The sequence below is a fragment of the Pseudomonas pseudonitroreducens genome (genome assembly GCF_021603645.1).
GTDB classification, from domain to species: Bacteria; Pseudomonadota; Gammaproteobacteria; order Pseudomonadales; family Pseudomonadaceae; genus Pseudomonas; species Pseudomonas pseudonitroreducens.
Map to the genome: position 1 here is coordinate 141,526 of NZ_BQHJ01000017.1, position 21,392 is coordinate 162,917.

Annotated in this window: 20 protein-coding genes; 9 read left to right on the forward strand and 11 right to left on the reverse strand. The window is 65.7% G+C overall.

The features are described from left to right. Positions 1-85: 85 nt before the first annotated feature. From L6D89_RS30870 to fhuF, 4 genes are all read left to right on the forward strand, one after another. Entirely contained in the window at positions 86-592 is a 507-nt protein-coding gene (locus L6D89_RS30870) for a sigma-70 family RNA polymerase sigma factor (protein ID WP_373874999.1), read from the forward strand. 425 nt (positions 593-1,017) lie between these two features. Next, entirely contained in the window at positions 1,018-2,352 is a 1,335-nt protein-coding gene (locus L6D89_RS30875; RefSeq protein WP_236202175.1) for a lysine N(6)-hydroxylase/L-ornithine N(5)-oxygenase family protein, read from the forward strand. 98 nt (positions 2,353-2,450) lie between these two features. Continuing rightward, positions 2,451-3,437: a GNAT family N-acetyltransferase gene (locus L6D89_RS30880; RefSeq protein ID WP_236202176.1), complete on the forward strand. Its 987-nt coding sequence runs from the start codon at positions 2,451-2,453 to the stop codon at positions 3,435-3,437. A 46-nt stretch (positions 3,438-3,483) separates the two neighbouring features. Continuing rightward, on the forward strand, positions 3,484-4,239 hold the full coding sequence (gene fhuF, locus L6D89_RS30885; RefSeq protein ID WP_236202177.1) for a siderophore-iron reductase FhuF: 756 nt from the start codon (positions 3,484-3,486) through the stop codon (positions 4,237-4,239). A 434-nt stretch (positions 4,240-4,673) separates the two neighbouring features. On the opposite strand, the gene L6D89_RS30890 is transcribed toward fhuF, so the two are convergent. Next, positions 4,674-5,441, reverse strand: a complete 768-nt coding sequence (locus tag L6D89_RS30890) for an ATP-binding cassette domain-containing protein (protein ID WP_236202178.1) — start codon at positions 5,439-5,441, stop codon at positions 4,674-4,676. Between the two features lie 165 nt (positions 5,442-5,606). Here L6D89_RS30890 and L6D89_RS30895 point away from each other — a divergent pair, with 165 nt between their 5' ends. Continuing rightward, on the forward strand, positions 5,607-7,571 hold the full coding sequence (locus tag L6D89_RS30895; protein WP_236202179.1) for a DEAD/DEAH box helicase: 1,965 nt from the start codon (positions 5,607-5,609) through the stop codon (positions 7,569-7,571). Positions 7,572-7,586: 15 nt separating this feature from the next. On the opposite strand, the gene L6D89_RS30900 is transcribed toward L6D89_RS30895, so the two are convergent. Continuing rightward, complete coding sequence (locus L6D89_RS30900) at positions 7,587-7,928, reverse strand: FKBP-type peptidyl-prolyl cis-trans isomerase (RefSeq protein WP_236175924.1); 342 nt, start codon at positions 7,926-7,928, stop codon at positions 7,587-7,589. A gap of 234 nt (positions 7,929-8,162) precedes the next feature. On the opposite strand from L6D89_RS30900, the gene L6D89_RS30905 reads away from it, so the two are divergent. Then, positions 8,163-8,633: a glycine zipper 2TM domain-containing protein gene (locus L6D89_RS30905; protein ID WP_236202180.1), complete on the forward strand. Its 471-nt coding sequence runs from the start codon at positions 8,163-8,165 to the stop codon at positions 8,631-8,633. A gap of 1 nt (position 8,634) precedes the next feature. Here L6D89_RS30905 and L6D89_RS30910 read toward each other — a convergent pair whose 3' ends face one another. Continuing rightward, on the reverse strand, positions 8,635-9,546 hold the full coding sequence (locus L6D89_RS30910; protein ID WP_236202181.1) for a LysR substrate-binding domain-containing protein: 912 nt from the start codon (positions 9,544-9,546) through the stop codon (positions 8,635-8,637). A gap of 123 nt (positions 9,547-9,669) precedes the next feature. Between L6D89_RS30910 and L6D89_RS30915 the strand changes: the two genes are divergently transcribed. Next, positions 9,670-10,485, forward strand: a complete 816-nt coding sequence (locus tag L6D89_RS30915; RefSeq protein ID WP_236202182.1) for an aminotransferase class IV family protein — start codon at positions 9,670-9,672, stop codon at positions 10,483-10,485. Between the two features lie 86 nt (positions 10,486-10,571). Here the strand turns inward: L6D89_RS30915 and L6D89_RS30920 are convergent, their stop codons facing one another. Beyond that, positions 10,572-11,348, reverse strand: coding sequence for an NAD(P)H-dependent oxidoreductase (locus tag L6D89_RS30920; RefSeq protein ID WP_236202183.1), 777 nt, complete (start codon positions 11,346-11,348; stop codon positions 10,572-10,574). 99 nt (positions 11,349-11,447) lie between these two features. Between L6D89_RS30920 and L6D89_RS30925 the strand changes: the two genes are divergently transcribed. Next, a complete protein-coding gene (locus L6D89_RS30925) occupies positions 11,448-12,341 on the forward strand; it encodes a LysR family transcriptional regulator (protein WP_236202184.1) in 894 nt (297 codons plus the stop codon). 276 nt (positions 12,342-12,617) lie between these two features. On the opposite strand, the gene L6D89_RS30930 is transcribed toward L6D89_RS30925, so the two are convergent. The 7 genes from L6D89_RS30930 to L6D89_RS30960 form a co-directional block, all read right to left on the reverse strand. Beyond that, positions 12,618-13,511: an alpha/beta hydrolase gene (locus L6D89_RS30930; RefSeq protein ID WP_236202185.1), complete on the reverse strand. Its 894-nt coding sequence runs from the start codon at positions 13,509-13,511 to the stop codon at positions 12,618-12,620. Positions 13,512-13,533: 22 nt separating this feature from the next. Beyond that, complete coding sequence (locus L6D89_RS30935) at positions 13,534-15,768, reverse strand: TonB-dependent siderophore receptor (RefSeq protein ID WP_236202186.1); 2,235 nt, start codon at positions 15,766-15,768, stop codon at positions 13,534-13,536. 81 nt (positions 15,769-15,849) lie between these two features. Next, positions 15,850-17,226 (reverse strand): HAMP domain-containing sensor histidine kinase, encoded by a 1,377-nt coding sequence (locus tag L6D89_RS30940; protein ID WP_236202187.1) that lies wholly within the window; start codon positions 17,224-17,226, stop codon positions 15,850-15,852. Continuing rightward, positions 17,226-17,918 carry a response regulator transcription factor gene (locus L6D89_RS30945; protein WP_236202188.1) on the reverse strand — a complete coding sequence of 231 codons (693 nt, stop codon included), beginning with the start codon at positions 17,916-17,918 and terminating at the stop codon, positions 17,226-17,228. The genes L6D89_RS30940 and L6D89_RS30945 overlap by 1 nt, the downstream gene beginning before the upstream one ends. A 99-nt stretch (positions 17,919-18,017) precedes the next feature. Further along, on the reverse strand, positions 18,018-18,467 hold the full coding sequence (locus L6D89_RS30950; protein ID WP_236202189.1) for a methyltransferase family protein: 450 nt from the start codon (positions 18,465-18,467) through the stop codon (positions 18,018-18,020). A gap of 75 nt (positions 18,468-18,542) precedes the next feature. Further along, on the reverse strand, positions 18,543-19,193 hold the full coding sequence (locus L6D89_RS30955) for a Vgb family protein (protein ID WP_236202190.1): 651 nt from the start codon (positions 19,191-19,193) through the stop codon (positions 18,543-18,545). Positions 19,194-19,234: 41 nt separating this feature from the next. After that, positions 19,235-20,431, reverse strand: coding sequence for an ATP-binding protein (locus tag L6D89_RS30960; RefSeq protein ID WP_236202191.1), 1,197 nt, complete (start codon positions 20,429-20,431; stop codon positions 19,235-19,237). Between the two features lie 285 nt (positions 20,432-20,716). Here L6D89_RS30960 and vgrG point away from each other — a divergent pair. Continuing rightward, positions 20,717-21,392, forward strand: a 676-nt coding sequence (gene vgrG, locus L6D89_RS30965) for a type VI secretion system Vgr family protein (RefSeq protein ID WP_236202192.1), incomplete at its 3' end; no start/stop codon positions are given.

The following is a 21,392-nucleotide window of genomic DNA, read 5'->3' on the forward strand; positions in this document are numbered from 1 at the left end:
TCTTTTCGCGTTGATGCGAGTGATTATAAATAAGCCTGACTCGGACTGTCAGCAGGCGCCTACAGCCTCGACTGTTTTTCATAGGATGCCCGACGGGGTGGAAAGCGCGTTCATCCGTTATTACAAGGAATTGGTCCTGTACCTCAATCGCCGCCTTGGCGACCGGCAGGTGGCTGCCGATCTGACGCAGGAGGCTTTCCTGCGCCTGCTCGACCGCAAGGGTGACGAGCATATCGAACAACCCCGCGCATTTCTCTATCGCACTGCCGTCAACCTGAGCATCGACCTGCACCGGCGTGGCCGCGTGCGCCGCACTGAAGAGCTGGAAAGCCTCGATCGCGAAGGTTGCCTCGATGAGCGCTGCCCGCAGGAAGAGGCCAGCCGGCAGCAGCAACTGCAATTGCTCCAGCGCGCCCTCGGGGAGTTGCCCGAGGCCTGCCGTCGCGCTTTCCTGCTGCGCAAGGTCGATGGCTGCAGCCATGTCGAGATCGCCGAAGCCATGGGCATCTCCCGCGACATGGTGGAGAAGCACATCGTCAACGCGATGAAGCACTGCCGGCTGCGGCTCAGGGCCTGGGGCGGGCAGGGCTAGGCGCGGTTCGTCAGCCGCCCTCGCGTAGGAGCGGACTTCGTCCGCGATCGAATCACTGCCACTCCAATCGGTCAGGGAGCGGGGTCATCACATCGCGGACGGAGTCCGCTCCTACGCTGATGCATTTACATGGAAAGACGCGCCAGCTCCGCCGGGATATAGTCCCGCGCGGCTCCTGCGCATTTTTCGAGCCCCGCCTGGCACGCCGTCATTCTGAAATTTTCATGACTTAGTGAGAATCATTCTAAATTTCCGAAAGCCTGTCTCGTCTCTCCAGATAACGCGCTATCGACAGCGCAAATCACGGGCGACACGCAGGAGCGAGCGCCGACCGCCGGATGGCGGGGCGCTCCGGGCAGAGCAGTAAGCCGCCGCCTCCTGCGTGATCCCACCCCACGGCCATCGCGATACAGGACATTGGCACCATGACCCAGATGATCACCCCGACCTACGACGTGCTCGGCATCGGTTTCGGCCCCTCCAACCTGGCGCTGGCGATCGCCCTACAGGAGCAGGCGCGACGCGAGGGCCGCCACTACCACGCGCTGTTCCTCGACAAGCAGGCCGACTATCGCTGGCACGGCAACACCCTGGTGGCGCAGAGCGAGCTGCAGATTTCCTTCCTCAAGGACCTGGTGACCCTGCGCAACCCCACCAGCCCCTACAGCTTCGTCAACTACCTGCATGCGATGGGGCGGCTGATCGACTTCACCAACCTGGGCACCTTCTACCCGTGCCGCATGGAGTACAACGACTACCTGCGCTGGGTCAGCGAGCAGTTCGCCGAGCAGCGCGTCTGTGGCGAGACGGTCAGCCGCGTGGAGCCGGTGCAGGGCCCGGACGGCATCGAGCTGGTCAAGGTGCTGTCCACCGATGCCCGCGGCCACGAGCGCTTCCGCCTGGCCCGCAGCGTGGTGGTGAGCACCGGCGGTACGCCGCGCTTCCCGTCCGCCTTCAGCCACCTGCGTGATGATCCGCGCGTGTTCCACCACGCCCGTTACCTGGAATGCATGGCCAAGCAGCGCTGCAACCAGAACGAGCCGATGCGCATCGCGGTGATCGGCGGCGGCCAGAGTGCAGCGGAAGCCTTCATCGACCTGAACGACAGCTTCCCCTCGGTGCAGGTCGACATGGTCCTGCGCGCCGCCGTGCTCAAGCCGGCCGACGACAGCCCCTTCGTCAACGAAATCTTCGCCCCGCGCTACACCGACCTGGTGTTCAACGAGCCCAAGGCCGAGCGCGAGAAGCTCATCCAGGAGTTCCACAACACCAACTACTCGGTGGTCGACCTGGACCTGATCGAGCGCATCTACGGCATCTTCTACCGGCAGAAGGTGGCGGGCGTGGATCGCCATGCCTTCCTCTGCCGGCGCAATGTCGAGGCCGCCAAGGCCGACGCCGATGGCATCGAGCTGACCCTGCGCGACAGCGCCACCGGCGCCGTGGAAAGCCACCGCTACGACGCCGTGATCCTCGCCACCGGTTACGAGCGCAAATCGCACCGCGAACTGCTCGCACCGCTGCAGGACTACCTGGGTGATTTCGAGGTGGGCCGCGATTACCGCGTGCTGGCGGATGAGCGACTGCATGCCGGCATCTACCTGCAGGGCTTCACCCAGGACAGCCACGGCCTGAGCGATACGCTGCTGTCGGTGTTGCCGATGCGCGCGGAAGAAATCGCCGCGTCGCTGTTCGAGCACCTGCCACCGCACGAAGCCGCGCACAAGCCGACGCGCCCGCTGACCGCGGAAAGCGCCTGAGCCAAACGGCCCGGAACTGATTTCCGGGCCGACTAAATTCCTGCCGACCCTGCTCGTCTTACGGGCGGGGTCGTTGCATTCACCAAAGGGTACCCACTATGACGCCCAGCTTTTCCCTGCCGTTGCCCGATGGCCACCAGCTCTCCGCCGACCTTGGCGCGCAGAGCCTGACGCTGCTGCTGGACGGCCAGCCATTGCTGACGGCGCAACGCGAAGGCGAGTGCTGGCAGCTCGACGCTGCAGTCAGTCGCGATGCCCTGTGGGCCCTGGCCTATTGGAGCTTCGCCAGCGACCCGCAGAGCGAGCGCGTGCAGTTCGCTGCCGCCAACGTGCCCGCCGAGGCCTTCGAGCAAGGCCTGGTGAGCCGCGATGAAGTTGGCGGGCGCCTGCAGATCGAGCGTGCGGCGTTCTGGCAACTGCCTGCTGCCTGGCACAAGGGCATCGCCAGTGCCGATTACCCGCAGGTCTATCGCATGAGCAGCGGCCGTCGTCATCCGCTGCGCGCACCCAAGCCGCAGGGCGAAGTCTATCGCCGCTTCGATGCGAAGCTGGGGCAATGGATTTCCCTGCGCAGCCTGGACATCGAACTGGACCTGGAGCGCTTCAACCGCTGGCAGAACAGCCCCCGCGTGCTCGAGTTCTGGCAGGAAGGCGGCACTCTGGAACAGCATCGCGCCTACCTGGAAAAAGCCGCTGCCGACCCGCACACCACTACCCTGATCGGCTGTTTCGACGATCAGCCCTTCGCCTACTACGAAGCCTACTGGGCCAAGGAGGACCGCATCGCGCCATTCTACGAAGTGGGCGATTACGACCGCGGCATCCACATGCTGGTCGGCGAGGAATCCCATCGCGGCCCGCACAAGGTGGAAAGCTGGATGACCGCCCTGGTGCACTACCTGCTGCTGGACGACCCGCGCACCCAGCGCATCGTCGCCGAGCCGCGCGCCGATAACGCGAAGATGATCGGCCACATGCAGCGCCTGGGCTTCTGGCGCGAGAAGGAATTCAACTTCCCGCACAAGCGCGCCGCGCTGATGGTGCAGAGCCGGGAAACCTTCTTCGAGCGTTGCTCCCTGTGCTGACAGCGCTGCTCTGCCGGATCGAGGGCCGCACGACCGAGGGCTGCCGGTGATCGCAGCCCTGGCGCCGCTGTACTTCGGCGAGTTCGCCAGCTACCGTGAAGTGCTGGTGACCCGCGACGACCCACGCCCGTCCGTACCGGCCCGCACGCTGCTCGAGCGCGAGATGCTCGACAGCGTGCTGCGCCGCTTCGATCCCGCGCATGCCGACGGCGACCGTCGCGCACTGGCCTCGCAGTGGTCGAAGTGGTACCTGGTGCGGATCATCCCGCCGGTCGTCGCCGCAGCGTTGGTGCTGGGCCGCTCGCTGCCGCTGGACTTCGACGAGGTGGAAGTGGTGCTGGATGCCGCGGGCATTCCCGAAGCTTTCAAATTGCCGGGGGAGGGCGGGCCGTTCACTGCGCCGCCGGGAGATCCGTTCCAGCGCTTTGCCCATCTGCTGGAAGGCCACCTGCGGCCCTTCATCCAGACCCTCGCCGGCGAGGTGCGCCTGTCGCCCAGGGTGCTCTGGAGCAATGCCGGGAATTACCTCGAGTGGTTCATCGGCGAGATGGGCAAATTGCCGCCGCTGGCACCGATGCTCGGGCACGGTCGCGAGCTGCTGGAGACCGAGCGCCGCCCGGATGGCACGCGCAATCCGCTGTACAAGCCGATCCAGTATGTCGAGGTGTCCTGCGCGCAGCGCCCGGACGGGCTCTGGCGGCAGCGGCGAACTTGCTGCATTCGCTATCGCCTGGGTGAGATGGGCAATTGCGATAATTGCCCGCTGATCGATGAGCCGCCGGTTGAGGTGAGCGATCGGTAGGGCGCATACCGCGTCAGCGTTATCCGCCATCCGGGATCCGGCGGATAACCTGTTCCAGGTTATCCGCCCTACGGCGTTGCACGCGCAGCTGTGGTTTTGGTCTTGAGTACTTCCAGAGAAACATCCGAATGCTCCGGAATGCCCCTTTCAGGAGGCCTCATTGAATTGGAGTTTCAGGGGTTGAGCGGCATGGATGCCGCAAGAGCCACGATGGGCCAGGGATGGCCCGTCGTGGCGTGCCCCTGAAACTTCGATTCAATGAGGGAATTTTTCGCCTGAGCGAAAAACCGGATGGAGGGGCGAGACTTTTTGGTTCCTTTTGTGGCGTTTGACAAAAGGGACTCGCCCGAGGAGGCGAAACAAAATCCCTCCGAACACACCGAAGCGGCGCAGAAACGCCATACCAAAAGCCATCGCGGACGGAGTCCTACACGTCAGCGCAGATAACTGATCGGCGAGCCATCCACCGGGTTGCTCAGCACACCCATGGGAATGCCATAGATGTCTTCCAGCGTGTCGCCACGCATCAGCTCGGCCGGCGAGCCCTGGGCCAGCAGACGGCCGCCGTGCAGGGCGATCAGGTGGTCGCAGTAACGTGCCGCCATGTTGATGTCGTGCAGCACCACCAGCACGCCTAGGCCCAGCTCGCGGCTCAGTTCATGGACGCGGGAAAGCACTTCCACCTGGTGGGCGATGTCCAGCGCCGAGGTCGGTTCGTCCAGCAGCAGGTAGCGGCTGTTCTGCGCCAGCAGCATGGCCAGCCAGACGCGCTGGCGTTCGCCGCCGGAGAGCAGGTCTACCGGGCGCTCGGCGAAGGCGAGGGTATCGGTCAGGTCCAGCGCGCGGTCGATCTGTTTGCGGTCTTCGCCAGTCACGCGGCCCAGCGCGCCATGCCAGGGGTAACGGCCGAAGGCGACCAGCTCGCGCACGCTCAGGCCGTCGGTCTGCGGCAGTTGCTGCGGCAGATACGCCACCTGGCGCGCGAAGTCGCGGTTGCCCCAGTCCTTCAGCGGCTTGCCATCCAGGCGGATGCTGCCGCTGCTGGCCTGTTGCTGGCGGGCCAGCAGCTTGAGCAGGGTGGATTTGCCCGAGCCGTTGTGGCCGATCAGGCCGATCATGTTGCTGTCGGCCAACTGCAGGCTCAGCGGTTGCAGAAGGGTGCGACCGGGGACGCTGAAACTGACATTTTCCAGTTCGAACATGGGGTCATCCATCGGGGCGGCAAGGCCGGAAAAAGCGGGAGCCCGACTCTAATCCAATCGCTAATGGTTATCAATTTTCCCGGACCTTGCGGAACCGCCGGATCGATTGCCTGTCCCTGAGCGAAAGCGCTTATGATTCAACGCTGTAATTGATCGGATGGGCCCATGGAGTCTGCTGTCGAACGCTACAAACGCCTGCTCGCCGAGGCCCTGGCGCGTTATTTCCCCCGTACCACCGAATACCTGCGCGCCGAGCGCGAAGCGGCGCAGCCGCAACCTCGTGGACGCGGCAAGACCAAGGGCAATGCCAAGGCACCCGCCAAGCGCACGGCGAAAACCAGGAAGGATGGCGAAGGGCCTGCGCCCAGGCGCCCGCGAGCTCCGGCCGCAGCCGGTATCTATGGCGCGGCCAAGGCGCCGGATGAGCAACACGCCCTGGACATGCGCCAGCGCGTGGCCCAGGCCGCCGCCCACGGGGTGGTCAGCCTGCCCTCGGATGAACAGTGGGCAATGATCCTCGCGCCCGAACCGTTGACCCGCATCTTCGCCGGCGCCGGCTCTGGCAAGTCCACCACGCTGGTCCTGCGCGTGGTCTACATGCTCTGCCACCTGGGCATCGAGGCCGAGCGGGTAACGGTTATTTCCTTCACCAATGCGTCCTGCGCGCAACTGCGCGAGCAACTGGTGAAAGTGCTCGGCTACTGGGGGCATCCGCTCGACGCGGCCCAGGCGCGCCAGTGCGTGCGTACCTTCCACTCGGCCATGGGCACACTGGCAAAGGTGGCGCTGAAGAACCCACGCTGGTTCGAGCAACTGGACGAACGCACGCCGGCAGACGAGCTGGACAACCCGCTGCTCGCTGGGCGCCTGCGCCCGGCGCAGCAACGCCTGCTCAAGCAGGTCTACCAGCAGTGCTACGCCGACCAGCATGAATTCCGCGTTCTGGTACACCAGCTGCTGGAGCTGTCGCCACCTCCGGAGGCCGGCGAGGACGGCAAGCCGCCACGCATCGGCAAGGCACCACTGGATGCTTTCAAACTGCCTGGCGAATTCGTCGCCCTGCCGCTGTTCGAGGCCTTCCATGCCCAGTCCGGGTTCATCGAGAGCATCGGCCTGCGCATCGCCCAGTTGCAGCCGAAGAAGCTCGCTTGCCCGCCGCGCGAACGGCAGTTCGTCGAAGCGCTGCAACTGTTCTGGGTGGCCTTCGAAAACGCCTTGCAGGAACAGGGCCTGCTGACCTTCAACCTGGCCTTCCAGCGTCTGACTGACCAGCTCGGCGACGGCAAGCTGCCGGCTGCGGCCCTGGCGCCGTTCCAGCATCTGCTGATCGACGAGTTCCAGGATGTTTCGCCGCAGATCGTGCAGTGGTTGCAGGCGCTGCATCGCGACCTGGCCAAACGCGGCGAAGCCGTCAGCCTGATGGCCATTGGTGACGACTGGCAGTCGATCTACGCCTGGCGCGGCAGCTCGCCGGAGCTGTTCATGGATTTCGACCGGCACTTCCCCAGCAAGGGCCGGCGCAAGAGTCGCGTGCTGCTGCTGGAAACCAACTACCGCAGCATCGACCCGGTGATCCGTGACGGCGATCGCGTGCTGGCAGGCGTGGCCAACAAACAGGCCAAGACCTGCCGCGCGTTCAAGACCGCGGAGGCGGGCGATCATGGGGTCAAGCTGGTGCAGCGTTTCGATGCACGCAACAACCTGCCGATTCTGCTCGAAGAGATCCGCAAGCAGTGCGAGCACGTCGCCACGCGCGGATCACGGGAGAAGACTGCCGTGCTGCTGCTCAGCCGCCGCAACGAGACCCTGCAGACGATCCTCGGCGAGCTGGACCGCAAGCTGCCGGTGAAGGGCATGACCATCCACCGCGCCAAGGGCCTGCAGGCGGAAGTGGCGATCATCGTCGACGACTGCGCGCCGGCGGAGAAACACCCGCTGCGCAGCGCGCTGTACGCGGCCTCGGGCTTCTTTGCCAGCAGTTACGACCAGGCCCAGCAGGATGAGCAGTTGCGCCTGGCCTACGTGGCGATCACCCGCGGCGTGAGCCGGGTGTTCTGGTTCACCCGCAAGGCGCAGGGGCCGACGGCGATCCTGGCGATGCGGCGCAACGTGGAAACGGCTCCGGCCTGAGCCTGGATGTAAGCATCAATCGTCGCGGGTGAGGACTTCCAGCAGTTCGATTTCGAACAGCAGGTTGGAGTTGGGCTGGATGTGCGCACCGACCTGGCGCTCGCCGTAGGCCAGGTGCGCCGGCACGAAAAGCTTGCGCTTGCCGCCGACCTTCATGCCCATCAGACCCTGGTCCCAACCCTTGATTACCCGGCCGGTGCCGATCACGCACTGGAAGGGGCGGCCCTTGTCGTAGGACGAATCGAAGACGCTGCCGTCTTCCAGAGTGCCCTTGTACTGGGTGGTGATGAGGGCGCCCTTGACCACGGCCTTGCCGTCGCCGACGACGATATCTTCGATCTGCAGTTCGTTGCTCATGGCGTTCTCCGCTGTAGCAGGTGCGGCTCAAGCGCCGCGAGGGCGTGCGTTTTCGCAGGAAAGCGCGGCAAAGACAAGCCCTGGCGGCAAGGCTGGCGCACCAGCGCGGCGTGCTCCGACCGTCCGTCGCATTCCCCGGCGGGGCCGGGCAATTCAGCGAATCCGGGCAATGCTCAGCAGGCTGGGTGGCACGCACCGCCGGAGTCGGCAATCAACCCAACCAAGGAGATCGCCATGCACCGTATCAACCGCGGATTTCTCATCGGCTTCATTGTCCTGGGCCTCAGCGCCTGCGCCGCAATACCGGGCGGCGGTAGTGGAAGTGCCGGCGCGCCGGGGGAAATGGAGATCCGCACCGGCGTGGTCGAACAGGTCACCGAGACCCAGGTGCAGAGCAACCACGATACCGGTGTAGGGGCCATTCTCGGCGGCCTGGGTGGCGTGGCGCTGGGCAGCCTGATCGGTCGCGGCAGCGGCCGCGACGTGGCGATGATTGCCGGCGCGCTGGCCGGCGGCGTGGGCGGCAACTATGCCGAGCAGCGCCAGTACGACAAGCCGCAGGAGGCGCAGCAGGTCATCGTGCGGGTGAAGAGTGGCGTGCTGGTGTCGGTGACCCAGCCGGTGAATGCCGATCTCAAACCTGGGACGAAGGTCTACATCGAGGGCCAGGGCGCCGGTGCGCGCGTGGTGCCGCAGAACGACTGAGTCAGACCGCCAGCTCGCGCAGAATCCAGTCGCGGAAGGCCTTGACTCGCGGATCATCGGTGCTGGCCTGCGGATACACCAGGTTGTAGGCGTAGTCTTCGGCGACCCGCACGCCCAGCTCGAACGGCTGCACCAGCAGGCCCTGTTCCAGCTCGCGGGCGACCATGGCGTGGTCGGCCAGCCCGACCGCGCCGCCTTCCAGCACGGCCTGCACCACGTGGCTGGTGTCCTCGAAGGTCATGCAGTTGCCGGCGTCGAAGTCTTCCACGCCGGCTGCAGCCATCCAGCGCGACCAGTCCGGCCAGGCCGCGCCTTCGGTTTCGCACACCACGTGGCACAAGGTATGGGTCTGCAGGTCGCGCGGCTCGCGCAATGGCGGCCCGTCCTCGAGCAGGCTCGGGCAGCACACCGGCACGATCTGGGTATCGAACAGGCGCTCGGCCACGAGGCCGGGATAGCGCCCGCTGCCGAAGCGAATGGCCAGGTCGATGTCGTCGACGGCGAAATCGCGCAGTTCGTCGCTGACGTCGAAGCTGAGCTTCAGCCCGGGGTGCAACGCGCGGAACTGCGGCAGGCGCGGCAACAGCCAGTGCGTGGCGAAGCGCGCGGTGAGCGAGACCCGCAATTGCTCGGACGACCGCGCCAGCCGCCGCGCCCGCACGGTGGCACGGTGCAGCAGGCCGAGGGATTCGACGGCCGCTTCCAGCAGCAGGGCGCCCGCCGGGGTCAGCTGGATACTGCGGCTGGTGCGCACGAACAGGCCGAGGCCGAGCTGGTCCTCCAGCTCCTTGATCTGGTGGCTGACCGCCGCGGGCGTCAGGCCGACCTCTTCGGCAGCACGGGTAAAATTCAGGTGGCGGCCGGCGGCCTCGAAAGTGCGCAGCGAGCGAATGCCGGGGAAGGGGCGGCCCATTGATCTTCAAATCCTGTTTGATGATCTGACGAGAAATACTCGTTTCTCCTGGCTTCGTCAAAGGCCGATAGTGATCTCACCTGATGTTGAATTTGAAGATCACCGAGCAGAGGAAGCCAAGCCATGTCAGCCGCCATCCATCCCTACATCACCCAACGCAATGCCCGCCCCGCCAGCGCCGACGATCTGGCGTCGCTGGCTTTCGCCGGCTACGCGCACTTCACCGCCATGCAGGTGCGCGACGGCGGCATCCGTGGCCTGGACCTGCACCTGGAGCGCCTGCGCAATGCCTCGCAGCGCTTGTTCGGCCAGGGCCACTCCGATGAGGAGATTCGTGCCGCCTTGCGTACTGCGCTGGAGCAGGCACCGGAAGACGTATCCCTGATGGCGACGGTCTACTCGCCCGCTGGGGAATTCACCGTCGCCGGCCCCGAGCATCGCCCCGAGCTGCTGGTGCGCACCGCACCGCCGTCTGACGGCCCACAGGGACCGCTGACCCTCGCTATTGCCGGGCACGAACGGGTGCTACCGGAGATCAAGCACGTCGGCGAGATCGCCAAGACCTGGTACCTGCGTGAAGCGGTGGCCGCCGGCTTCGACGATGCGGTGTTCACCGACCACCGTGGCCGCTTCAGCGAGGCAACCATCTGGAACCTGGCGTTCTGGGATGGTGAAAGCGTGGTCTGGCCGCGGGCGAAGATGCTCACCGGCACCACCATGGGCATCCTCCAGCGGCAACTGGAACGGCAGGGCGTGCGCCAGGTCACCCGCGCCATCGACCAGCAGGACCTGCCGCGCCTGGCCGGCGCGGTGGTAATGAACTCCTGGACGCCGGCGGTGCCGGTGAGTCGCATCGGTGATGTTGAGATCCCGCCGGCGCCGGAGTTCGTAGAACTGCTGCAGCGCGCTTTCGAGGCAGAGCCGCGTGTTCAGCCCTGAGGACTAAGCGGTTCGCGAGCAAGCTCGCTCTTACAGGGGCGTGCTCATGGCTCTTTGTAGGAGCGAGCTTGCTCGCGAACAGGGCCTCAATCCAGATGTGCAGCAAAACCAGTTGCCTGAGGATTGATCTCCTCGCGCAAGGTCAGCGCGGGAATCTGGTAATCGCCGCCGTTCTGCCGGCGGAAGGGGATGGGAGCGGTGGTCTGGAGCGTGTCCAAACGCTCGCCGAGCTCCCGTTCGATCTGTCTGTAGCGTTCGCCATCCACCCGGCTGGTGCGGTAGACCAGGTACGCCGGCAGCACCTCGAAGCCGGGGTAATACAGCATGCCGTGGTGGATCGGGAACAGCAGGTCGTCGATCGGGCCGTTGATGCCGCGGGGGCTGTAGTGCGATTCCCAGCCGCCGGTGGTGACCACCAGCATGGCGCGTTTGCCGGCGAGGTTGCCTTCGCCATAGCGGTCGCCCCAGCGGGCGTCGGAGTGCTCGCCGACGCCATAGGCGAAACCGTAGGCATAGACCCGCTCGAACCAGCCCTTGAGGATCGCCGGCATACTGAACCACCAGAGTGGGAATTGCAGGATCACAGTGTCGGCCCAGCGCAGCTTTTCCTGCTCGGCGGCGATGTCCGTGCTCTGCCGGCCGGCGGCGTAGGCGCGCTGGGAGTCCAGCGAGGGGTCGAAACGCGCTTCGGGATCGCGATCGAGGCTGTCGGAAGCGTCGATCTGGGCCTTCCAGTTCATCGCGTACAGGTCCGAGACCTGCACGGCATGGCCAGCCGCCTGCAGGTGGCGCACGGCGAAGTCCTTCAGCGAGCCATTGAGCGAACGCGGTTCGGGGTGGGCGTAGACGATCAGTACGTTCATGAGTGCCTTCCTGTGAGTCATCCGGTGAGAGGGGATGAACGCAGGATGCGGATTGCCGGGGTATAGTTGAAATGAATATCCGGTATCCCAGGTATATCAATGAATAATCTGCGCAGGCTCGACCTCAACCTGCTGGTGACCCTCGACGTGCTGCTATCCGAGCACAACGTGACCCGCGCGGCCGAACGCTTGAACTTCTCGCAGCCTTCGGTGAGCGTGCATCTGGCCAAGCTGCGCGACATCTTCGACGACCCGTTGCTGCTGCCCGGCCCACGCGGCATGCGCCCGACAGCGCGGGCGGAATCCCTGCGCGAGCCATTGCGCCTGGCCCTGGAAGCGCTGGAACAGGCGGTGGCGCCATCAGCGCCCTTTGATCCGGCGCAGGCGAACAACACCTGGCGCATCGCCGCGACCGACTATGGCGAATCCACCATTCTGCTGCCGGCCTTGAGCGCCATTCGCCGTAGCGCACCGGGCACTCGCCTGGCTCTGCTGGAACTGTCGCCGCCGCGCATCGTTCGGCAGGCGGAGCAGGGCGAAATCGACCTGGCGTTCCATACCAGCGAAGGCAGCCCACCGGGAATGCGCCGGCGCACGTTGTTCACCGAGCGCTATGTGCTGGCTGGCCGCACCGGGCATCCGAAGCTCAAGCGCAGACCGACCCTGGCGCAGTTCTGCCAGCTGGAGCATGTAATGGTGTCGCCCGATGGCGGCGGCTTCAGCGGTGTGACCGACGAGGTATTGGCGGCGGCTGGCCTGAGCCGGCGCGTGGCGCTGTCGGTGCCGCATTTCCTCTTCGTCATCTCGGCACTCGCCAGCAGCGACCTGGTGGCCATGGTGCCGGCGCGGCTGGTGCGGGATAACCCGGCGTTGCGGGTGGTGGAGGCGCCGGTAGAGGTTCCGGGCTACGAGATGTCGATGCTCTGGGACGAACGCTCGCACCGCGACCCGGCGCACCGCTGGTTGCGGGAGCAGATCGCCGCGTCAGTCTGAGCGCCAATGGCGTTTATGTAGGAGCGAGCTTGCTCGCGAACCGCCCAGCGTCGAAGTCACCGGTAAGTCCTTGTTCGCGAGCAAGCTCGCTCCTACAGGGCCAAGTCCTGCGTTGGGCCTTCCCTCACCCCAACCCTCTCCCAAGGGGAGAGGGAGCCATCCGTGCCGGCGGACGATGTGGTTTCATCCTGTGCCGATCAGTTCCCTCCCACTTTGCAGCGGGGTGCGCAGCCAGGGCTAGGGTGCGGGGAATACAGGTGGCAGAGGCGTTCACCGTTACTGCGTAAATCGCATCCGCAACAGGTACTTCAGCGAAGCCTCCAGCGTCTGCCCATGACTCATGCCGTCGAAGGCGTGGAACCGCGCCTGCATGCCGGGCACTTTGCCCACGCTTTCCACCAATTGCTGGGCAGCACGCGGCGCGCTGGGGGTGATGTCTTCGCGCGGTTTGAACGGTTCCTTGCCGCCGCGCATCAACAGCAGTTGCGCGGAGTGCCCGGCCAGGCGTTTGGCGAAGCCGTCCTGCTCCTTGAGGATGGCGCCGTCACCCCACCACAGCGAGGGACTGGCCGGCGCGTAGTAACTGAACTGCTGCGGGCGGGTCAGCAATGCATGCAGGGTCAGCAGGCCGCCATAGGAATGCCCCCAGAGCGTCTGGTTCGAGCGATCGATGGGCGCCCGGGCGGCAACGGCGGGCAGCATGCTGTCACGCATCAGGTCGAGGAAGGCATCGGCGCCGCCGCTGGGGTCGCCGGTGAGTGGGTCTTTCTGTTCGGCCAGCTGCGGGCGCGGCGGGGTGTAGTCGCGGGTGCGGCCGCTGCGGTCGATGCGCAGTGGCGTCTGATATCCCACGGCGACCAATAACGGTGCCTTGCCGTTGTTCAGCTCAGCGAGGAGTTTCTCGTCCAGCGCACCGATGGCGGCGTTGCCGTCGAGCATCCACACCAGCGGATAGCCGGCGGCGGGTGCGGGATGGTTCGGGCGGGCAATCCACAGCTGGTAGTGGCGCTGGCCATCGGCGGAATCCAGCTTCAGCGTGCTGAAACGGTAGATCAGGTCGCTGCGCTGCAGCAGGGTGGTGTCCATTTTCTGGTCGGGGGCAGGCGCGGCGTGCGCTGCCAGCCCCGGCACGGCGAATGCCAGTGCCAGGGCCAGGAGGCGAAATCTCATCAGGCTGTTCTCGTGCTACGAATCAGAAGGACGCAGTGAGGCTGGTGTACAGGGTGCGGCCCGGTTCGTTGTAGGTGGCGGCGCCGGCGCCCTCGATGCCGTTGACGCCCTGGGCGTTGCCCTCGCGGAACAGGCGCTTGTCGAAGACGTTGTCGACCCCGGCAGTGAAGCTCAGGTTCTTGGTGAACTCGTAGGTGCCGCTCAGCCCGGCGATCGCGTAGGGCGAGAGCTGGTTGTTGGCGCTGCCGGTGACGCGGTCGCCGTGGTAGTCGTACTTCTTCGGCTTTTGCTTGCCGTACCAGGCGACGCTGGCCTGCAGCGACAGGGCGTCGGTGGCTTGCCAGTCGAGCATGGAGTTGAGGGTGTACTTCGGCGTTACCGAGAGCACGTCACCGGTTTCCTTGTTCTTCGATTGCAGCATGTAGGTGAAGTTGTTGCTCCACTTCAGCTGTTCCATCAACGGGATGGTCAGGGTGCCCTCCAGCCCTTCGACCAGCGCCTTGGGTACGTTCTCCCATTGGTAGATCGCCGCGTTGGCGTAGCTGCCGCTGCCGCCGCTGGCCTGATCGACCGGCGACAGGCCGGATTCGATCTTGTTCTTGTAGTCGTTGCGGAAGTAGGTCAGGCCGGCAATCAGGCCGTCCTGGTTGAACTCGATGCCCAGTTCCTTGTTGACGCTGGTTTCCGCCTTGAGGTCGTCGTTGCCCTGCAGGTAGCAGCTGGTGCTCTGCCCGTAGCAGCCCTGGCCACGGCTGTAGAGCAGGTAGTCGGGGTTGAGCTGGTACAGGTTCGGCGCCTTGTAGGCGCGGGCGATGCCGGCCTTCAGGGTGACGCTCTGGGTCAGTGCGTGGGAGATGTTCAGCGACGGGCTGAAGTTGTCGCCGACGATGCTGTGGTGGTCCCAGCGCAGGCCCGGGGTGAGCATGGTGCCGGGCAGCAGCTCGATGTTGTCCTCGGCGAACAGCGAGAAGATCTGCGCTTGCGAGGTAGTGTCGCGGTTGCTGCCGGCCAGGCCCGGTACCGAGCCGCCTTCGCTGGTGGTCTGGGTGTTGGCGCTGGGGTCGTCGAGCTTCTGCTGCACCCATTCGCTGCCCAGGGTCAGGGTCTGGTCGCGCCAGGCGTGCAGCGGCAGGTTGACTTCGCCGTGGGCGGTGAGGTCGCGCAGGGTGGCGGTGTAGAAGTCGGTGTTGCTGAAGATGCCCTCGGTGCCGCCGGCCAGGCCCTCGTTGATGCGGCTGTTGCGGGTCTTCTCGTACTGCAGGTAGGCCATGGAACTGCCGAAGTCCCACTCGCCGCGATGGGTGATCGAGTAGTTCTCGCGGTACATGCGGTTGGTCTCGTGACCGAGCATGGACTTCACGTTGGCGTTGCTGTTGGTGTTCTGCGTATCGCCGGTATAGATGTTGCCCTGGCGGCTGAAACCGGCCTCGAAATCGAGGGTCTGCTCGGGTGTCAGGTGCCAGCTGAGCAGGCCGTTGACGTCCTTGTTGCGCACGCCTTCGCGGCCGGCGGGGAGGGTGCCGACCTGGTTGCCGGTGCGGTTGGATTCGTGGCCGGCGTTGATGTCCCAGTCGTCCGAATCGGTCTTGGCGACGTTGCCGTAGACGCGGTAGCTCAGGGTGTCGGTCAGTGGGCCGTTGAGGCCGAAGGTCATGCGCTGGGTGGCGCCTTCGTCCTTGTGCTGCGGGAAGTTGCTGTAGACAGTGACGTCGCCGTGGGTTTCCTTGCCCGCCTGCTTGGTGATGATGTTCACCACGCCGCCCGCCGCGCCGTTGCCGTAGCGCGCCGCCGCCGGGCCGCGCAGCACTTCGATGCGTTCCACCTGGTCGGCCGGCACCCAGTTGGTGTCACCGCGCGAGTCGCGCTCGCCGCGCCAGCCGTAGCGCACGGCATTGCGGCTGCTGACCGGCTTGCCGTCGACCAGGATCATGGTGTTCTCCGGGCCCATGCCGCGGATGTCGATCTGCCGGTTGTTGCCGCGCTGGCCGCTGGTGGAGTTGCCGGTCAGGTTGACGCCGGGCATGGTGCGGATGATCTGCGACAGGTCGCTGGCCGGCGGGCGTTTCTTGATGTCCTCGGCGGTGATGATCGACACCCCGGGCATCTGCTTGGCTTCCTCGGCGGCGGTGGCGACGATGGTCTCGCTGTCGAACTCGACCACGTCGGAATCGGCGCTGGCTGCTTGCACGGCGAAGGACAGCAGGCAGCTGGACAGCAGCAGGAAGGGCGGAAGGAACTGCATCGGACGGGAGGACATCGGTGATCTCCGGCGGAGGGCTATTACTGAGAGATCACAAATGATAATGAATGCTATTTGCCAGTAAAGCGCATTAACTTTCTAAACACTTGCGTCAGCCTGTGGGGCCGGCGCGGCGGGCAGCAGCAGGTGCAGGCAGAGCCCGACCTGGCCATTTTTTGCGCCGTTTTCAGCCCACAGACGGCCCTCCGCGAGCTCGATGCCGCGCCGCGCAATGGCCAGGCCGAGGCCGAATCCGCTGGACTCGGATGGCTGGAGGCGCTGGTACGGCTGGAAAATACGCTCCAGGTCTGCCTCGGCGACGCCGGGGCCATCGTCACTGACGCACAGGTGCCAGAACGCGCCCTCGCGCCAACCATCCAGGCGTACTTTCCCGTTGCGCGGTGAATGACGGATGCCATTGCGCAGCAGGTTCTCGATGGCCTGGGCGAAGCTGTCCAGGTGCACCTGCACCGTGCAGTCGGTGCCCAGCGAGCAGGGCAGGCGTTCGGCATCCCAGCCGCTCTCGAAGCAGGCGTCTTCGCGCAGTGCTTCCCATACCGACAGTACCAGCACCGGCTCGCGTTCCAGCTGTGGCCGTTCGGTATCCATCCAGGCCAGGTCCAGGGTGTCTTCGAGCAGGCGCTGCATGTCGTTGATCTCACGGTCCAGCCGTTCGCGCAGTTGCTCCGCCGCCAGGTCGCTGTCGTGGGCGATGCGCAGGCGCGCCAGCGGCGTGCGCAGTTCGTGGGACAGGGTGCGCAGCAGCAGTCGTTGCTGGGCAAGGCTGTGGCGCAGCCGCTCGGCCATGTGATCGAAGGCCAGTGCCAGTTCACCCAGTTCATCGCGGCGATGGGCCAGTGGCGTGCCGGGTCCTTCGCTGTCCAGGTCGTCGGCGCGCAGGGCGTCGGCCCGGGCGCGCAGGCGATTGAGCGGCAGCACCAGGTGGCGGTAGATCAGCAGGCCGAGGAGGGCGGCGAGCAGGGTCGGCACCACGCCGTGGCTGAACAGGTGCGTCCAGGGTGTCAGGCCACCGGGCAGCAGGCGTTCGGGCAATTGCATGACCAGCCGGCCGCGTTCGGGGTGCGCGGGAAACTCGATGCTGACGTAGGGCAGTTCGTCCTGCAGGCGCCGGCTCATCGGCCAGTCGAGCTTGCGCATGAAGGTCAGGTGGCTGGATTCCTCCGCCGTCAGCGGCGTGGTGCCCAGGCTCTGCAGGTGCTCGCCGATCACCGCCACCCAGGTGTCCTCGGCGGCGGACAGCTCCTGGCGGAAGCGCTCGACACCTCCGGCGCCGTGCTGCTCGAAGACCATTTCGGCCTGCTCGGCATAGCGCGCGAGGTAGTCGCGATCGGCTTCGCCGAGGAAGTAGGTGCTGCGCTCCAGCGACAGGCCCCAGGTCCAGATCAGCCAGGTCAGCAGCAGGCAGAAGCCGACCTGCAACGCGGCAAGCTTCCACAGCAGCGGATGGCGACGCATCAGTGGCGCTCCGCGTCCACCAGGATGTAGCCCTGGCCGCGCACGGCCTGGATCTGCACCTGCTGCGCGCCGATCGCAGCGAGCTTGCGGCGCAGGTTGCAGACGTGTACGTCGAGCCCGCGGTCGAGGCGCGTGTAGGCGCGGTGCAGTACGCTCTGGTAGAGGAAGCTCTTGCTCAGCGCTTCGCCGGCATGGGCGTTCAGCGTGGCCAACAGGCGATATTCGGAATGCGTCAGCCCGGCGTGTTCACCATGGCGAGAAACGTCCTGCAACTCATCGTCGAACTGCAACGAACCCTGCACCGGTGGCGCGGCACGTGCGCGATCCAGATTGACCCGGCGCAGCAGCGCATCGATGCGTGCATCCAGTTCCGCCAGGCTGAAAGGCTTGGGCAGGTAGTCGTCGGCGCCACGGGTGAAGCCGGTGATGCGGTCCTGTTCGGCACCCAGTGCAGACATCAGCATCACCGGCGTAGCACGCTGGCTGCGCAGGGTATCGAGCAGGGATAGGCCATCGACGCCGGGCAGCATGATGTCCAGCAGGACCAGGTCGAAGTCGTTCTGGTGAACGGCTACGAGGCCCTGGTCACCGTTGGCGCAGGTGGTGACAGAAAAGCCGCGCTGACAGAAATGGCGTTCGAGGTCCAGGCGGAGACGGGAATCGTCTTCCACCAGCAAGAGGGAAGGGGACACAGCAGGCCTTGATGAGTGTTGCTTTGATGAGAATGTTTAGCATTTGCAAATATCTCATCTCTCCCGGCCAGAAGGCAATGGCAATCTGCCGTGAAGCCCTCAGACCCAGCGTCGCACCCGCTCGCAGAAGGCGTCGAACTCGCTACCGAACAGCTCGCGCAGTGCACGTTCCTCCGGGCGGATCTGGAAACGCCCGATATACAGCACGAAGGCTGCGACGCCGAGCAGCGCCGGCACCGAACCGAGGAGTACGCACCAGCCCAGCAGGATGATGGCGAAGCCCAGGTACATGGGGTTGCGGGTATGCCGGTAGATGCCGGCGACCACCAGGGACGAGGCGCTCTCCGGCTTCAGCGGATTGACCGTGGTGCGCGCGCGACGGAAGGACGCCACGCCCGCCAGGCAGATCGCGACTCCGGCCAGCACCACCAGCAGGGCCACCCACAGGCGGTTGCCCAGCGGGTCGATCGGGCGTACGGCGAGCCACATCAGCGCAGCGCTGATGATCGCCACCAGGGGCGGGGGAATACGGTGTTCCAGCCAATCCATGAGCGTTCTCCGGGCCAGTGCGGCCATCTCCAGTGAGGTGCCAACACTAGCCCAGATTGCTTTCGTTGGCGTGCCTCAGCGCGGCCGGCGTACCGCGCGGACCTTGCCGCTGTTGCCGCCACCGCAGTAGAAGCGCTCGGCGCCATCGGCTTCCAGCCCGGAAACATGCACGCCCTCGGGCATGTCCAGTTGCTCCAGAACCGCGCCGGACTGCGGGTCTATGCGGCGTAGCTCGCTGTAGGTCGCTTCCGGCTCCCAGGTGCCATGCCAGAGTTGGCCGTCGACCCAGGTCACGCCGGTGACGAAACGATTTGAATCAATCGTGCGCAGGATTTCGCCGCTCTCCGGGTCGATCTGGTGAATCTTCCGCGCGCGGTACTCGCCGACCCAGAGTGACCCTTCCGCCCAGGCCATGCCGGAATCGCCACCGTTGCCCGGAGCGGGAATGCTCGAGAGCACCTTGCCGCTGCCGGGGTCGATCTTCTGGATACGGCTTTCGGCGATCTGGTAGAGGTAGGTGCCGTCGAACGCGGTGCCGGCGTGGGCCGGTACGTCGATGCTGCGTTCCAGGCGACCGTCCTGCGGGTCGAGGCTCTGCAGGCGCTCGCCGACGGCGAACCAGACCCGCTGGCCATCGAAGGTCAGGCCATGCACGCTGCTGACGCCGGGGAACGGGCCGTACTCCTGCAGCACCTGCGCCGGGGATTGCTTGTAATGGGTGGTCATGATGTTGCCCTGCACGTTGTGGTTGGGAGCCTTCAGCCTATTCAGGCGCCGAAAGGCGCGGGGAGTAACAAGGTCGTCGCGAATCCCGCTACTGGCGGCAGCGTCCAGCGCCGCGCGCGCCCTTGCCCCAGCGCCTGTACCCGGCCGGCCTCGCTCAGTGCTTCGAGGGCGCGTTGCACGCTGCGCTGGCTGGTGTCCAGCGCCAGCGCCAGGGCCGAGCTGGACCAGGCCTGGCCATCGCTGAGCAGTGCCAGTACTTCAGCGTTGGCGTCCTCCAGCGGCGGCGCAAGGACCACCGGATTGGCGGCGACCAGCCGATAACCGCGTGGCGTCGACTCGATACCCGCCAAAGGCTGCAACAAGCGCCGCAAGCGGCCCATTTCCACCCGCAGACGCGCACGGTGGGTTTCGTCCGGCTGGCGGATGCGGAACACCCGGGCGATCAGCTCGGTGCGCGAGGCATCGCCCGGCCAGGCTTCCGCCAGCGCTCGGGCAAGGGCAAAGATCACCGGACGGCTGCCCAGCGGCAGGCTGCCGATGCGGTTGCGGCAGGCGTCCACCACCAGGGCATCGGAGCGCAGCAGGCTTTCCACTTCATCCAGCGACAGCAGGCGCGCGGCTGGCCGGGCAATCTGCCGCGCGGCGGGTGCATCGAGCATGCGCGTCGCCTGCTCGACTTCCGCGCGCAGGGCGGCGATACCCGACGCTGCCGCCGCCTCACTGGCCCTCTGCAGCGCAGCGCGGGCCTTGCCCGCCTGCAGCCGGCGGACGGCGATGCCGGAGGCGATCAGCCAATGCACCGTGCGCAAGGAAGGCGGCAGCGCATCCGGCTGCAGCGTGCTCAACGCTGCATCGGCGTCATCGAGCTTGCCGATCAGCAACCCACGACGGATCAGCAGGTAGCGGGCATGCGCGGCATTCAGCCGGTCGCCGTGATCCAGTAGCGCCTGCGCGGCCTGCTCCAGCGGTTCGCTCGGCCAGTTCAGCTCGCGGCTGGCCAGCGCCACTTCCGCCTCGGCCACCTGGCAACGGGCGCGCTCCATTGGCTCGTGGGCGCCGAAGGCCCGGGCGGCCTGGCGCAACAGGGTGCGAGCGCGGGGAAAGTCGCCCAATTGCGCCATGGCAATGCCGCGCAAGGCCAGCGCTGGCGGGTCCGCGCGCAGCGCTACGCGGTTCAATGCGCCCAGCGGATCGCCCGCTGCCAGCGCGCGGGCAGCCGCGGTGATCAGCGAATCCATGGAAATCCCGCCACCTTTGTCACTCCCGTCGACGTCGGCCCGCTGCCTAGTCTAAGCCATGCCCACCGAACCGCCGCTGGCGGAGGAGAACTGCCATGACTGCCCATTCCATCGGCACCCGCGAAGAATGGCTGGCCGAGGAAAAGGCGCTGATCCGGCGTAGCGATGGCAAGTGCAGTTACTACATCTAATGACCGATCCGATAGGGAATCAGGATCAGTCCGATAGCGCCGCCACCTCCAGACTGTTGGGATAGCCACCTTCAAGGGTCAAGGAGGTTTATTCATGGACAGCGCGCATACCCTGTTCTTCAACCACAGCCGGCACACCGTCACCGTGGATGGCCAGGGCGCCCTGCTGGACGTGCTGGCCTTCTCCGGTACCGAAGCGCTCAGCGAAACCTTCTGCTACGCCATCGAGGTCACCAGTCCCAACCTCGATATCGCCGCTGAAACGATGCTCGGCAAGGACGCCAGCTTCAGCATGCACGCCGCACCACCCTCGGTGACTATCCGCGGTTTCACACCGCCTCCGGTGGCACCACTGCGCACCCTCCACGGAGTTATAACCCGCTTCAAGAGAGTCTCGGCATCCCGAGAAGACGCGCGTTATGAGCTCACCCTCGAGCCGCACCTTGCCCTGCTCGACAAGGGCCAGCAGTTCCGCATCTACCAGAACCAGAGCGTGCCCGAAGTGGTGGAAAGCATCCTTCGCCGCCACGGCCTGCGCGGGCAGGACTTCCTCATCGACCTCGGCAGGACGTACAAGCAGCACGAGCAACTGCTGCAGTACGGCGAATCGGACCTTGCCTACATCAAGCGCCTGTGCGCCGAGCGCGGCATCTGGTTCAGCTTCAGCATGGATGCGCGCCTGAAGATCGATGTAGTCGAATTCCACGACTCGCCCATGCACTACCAACGGGACCTGAGCTTGCCGCTGCGCCCGCTGAGCGGCCTGGAAA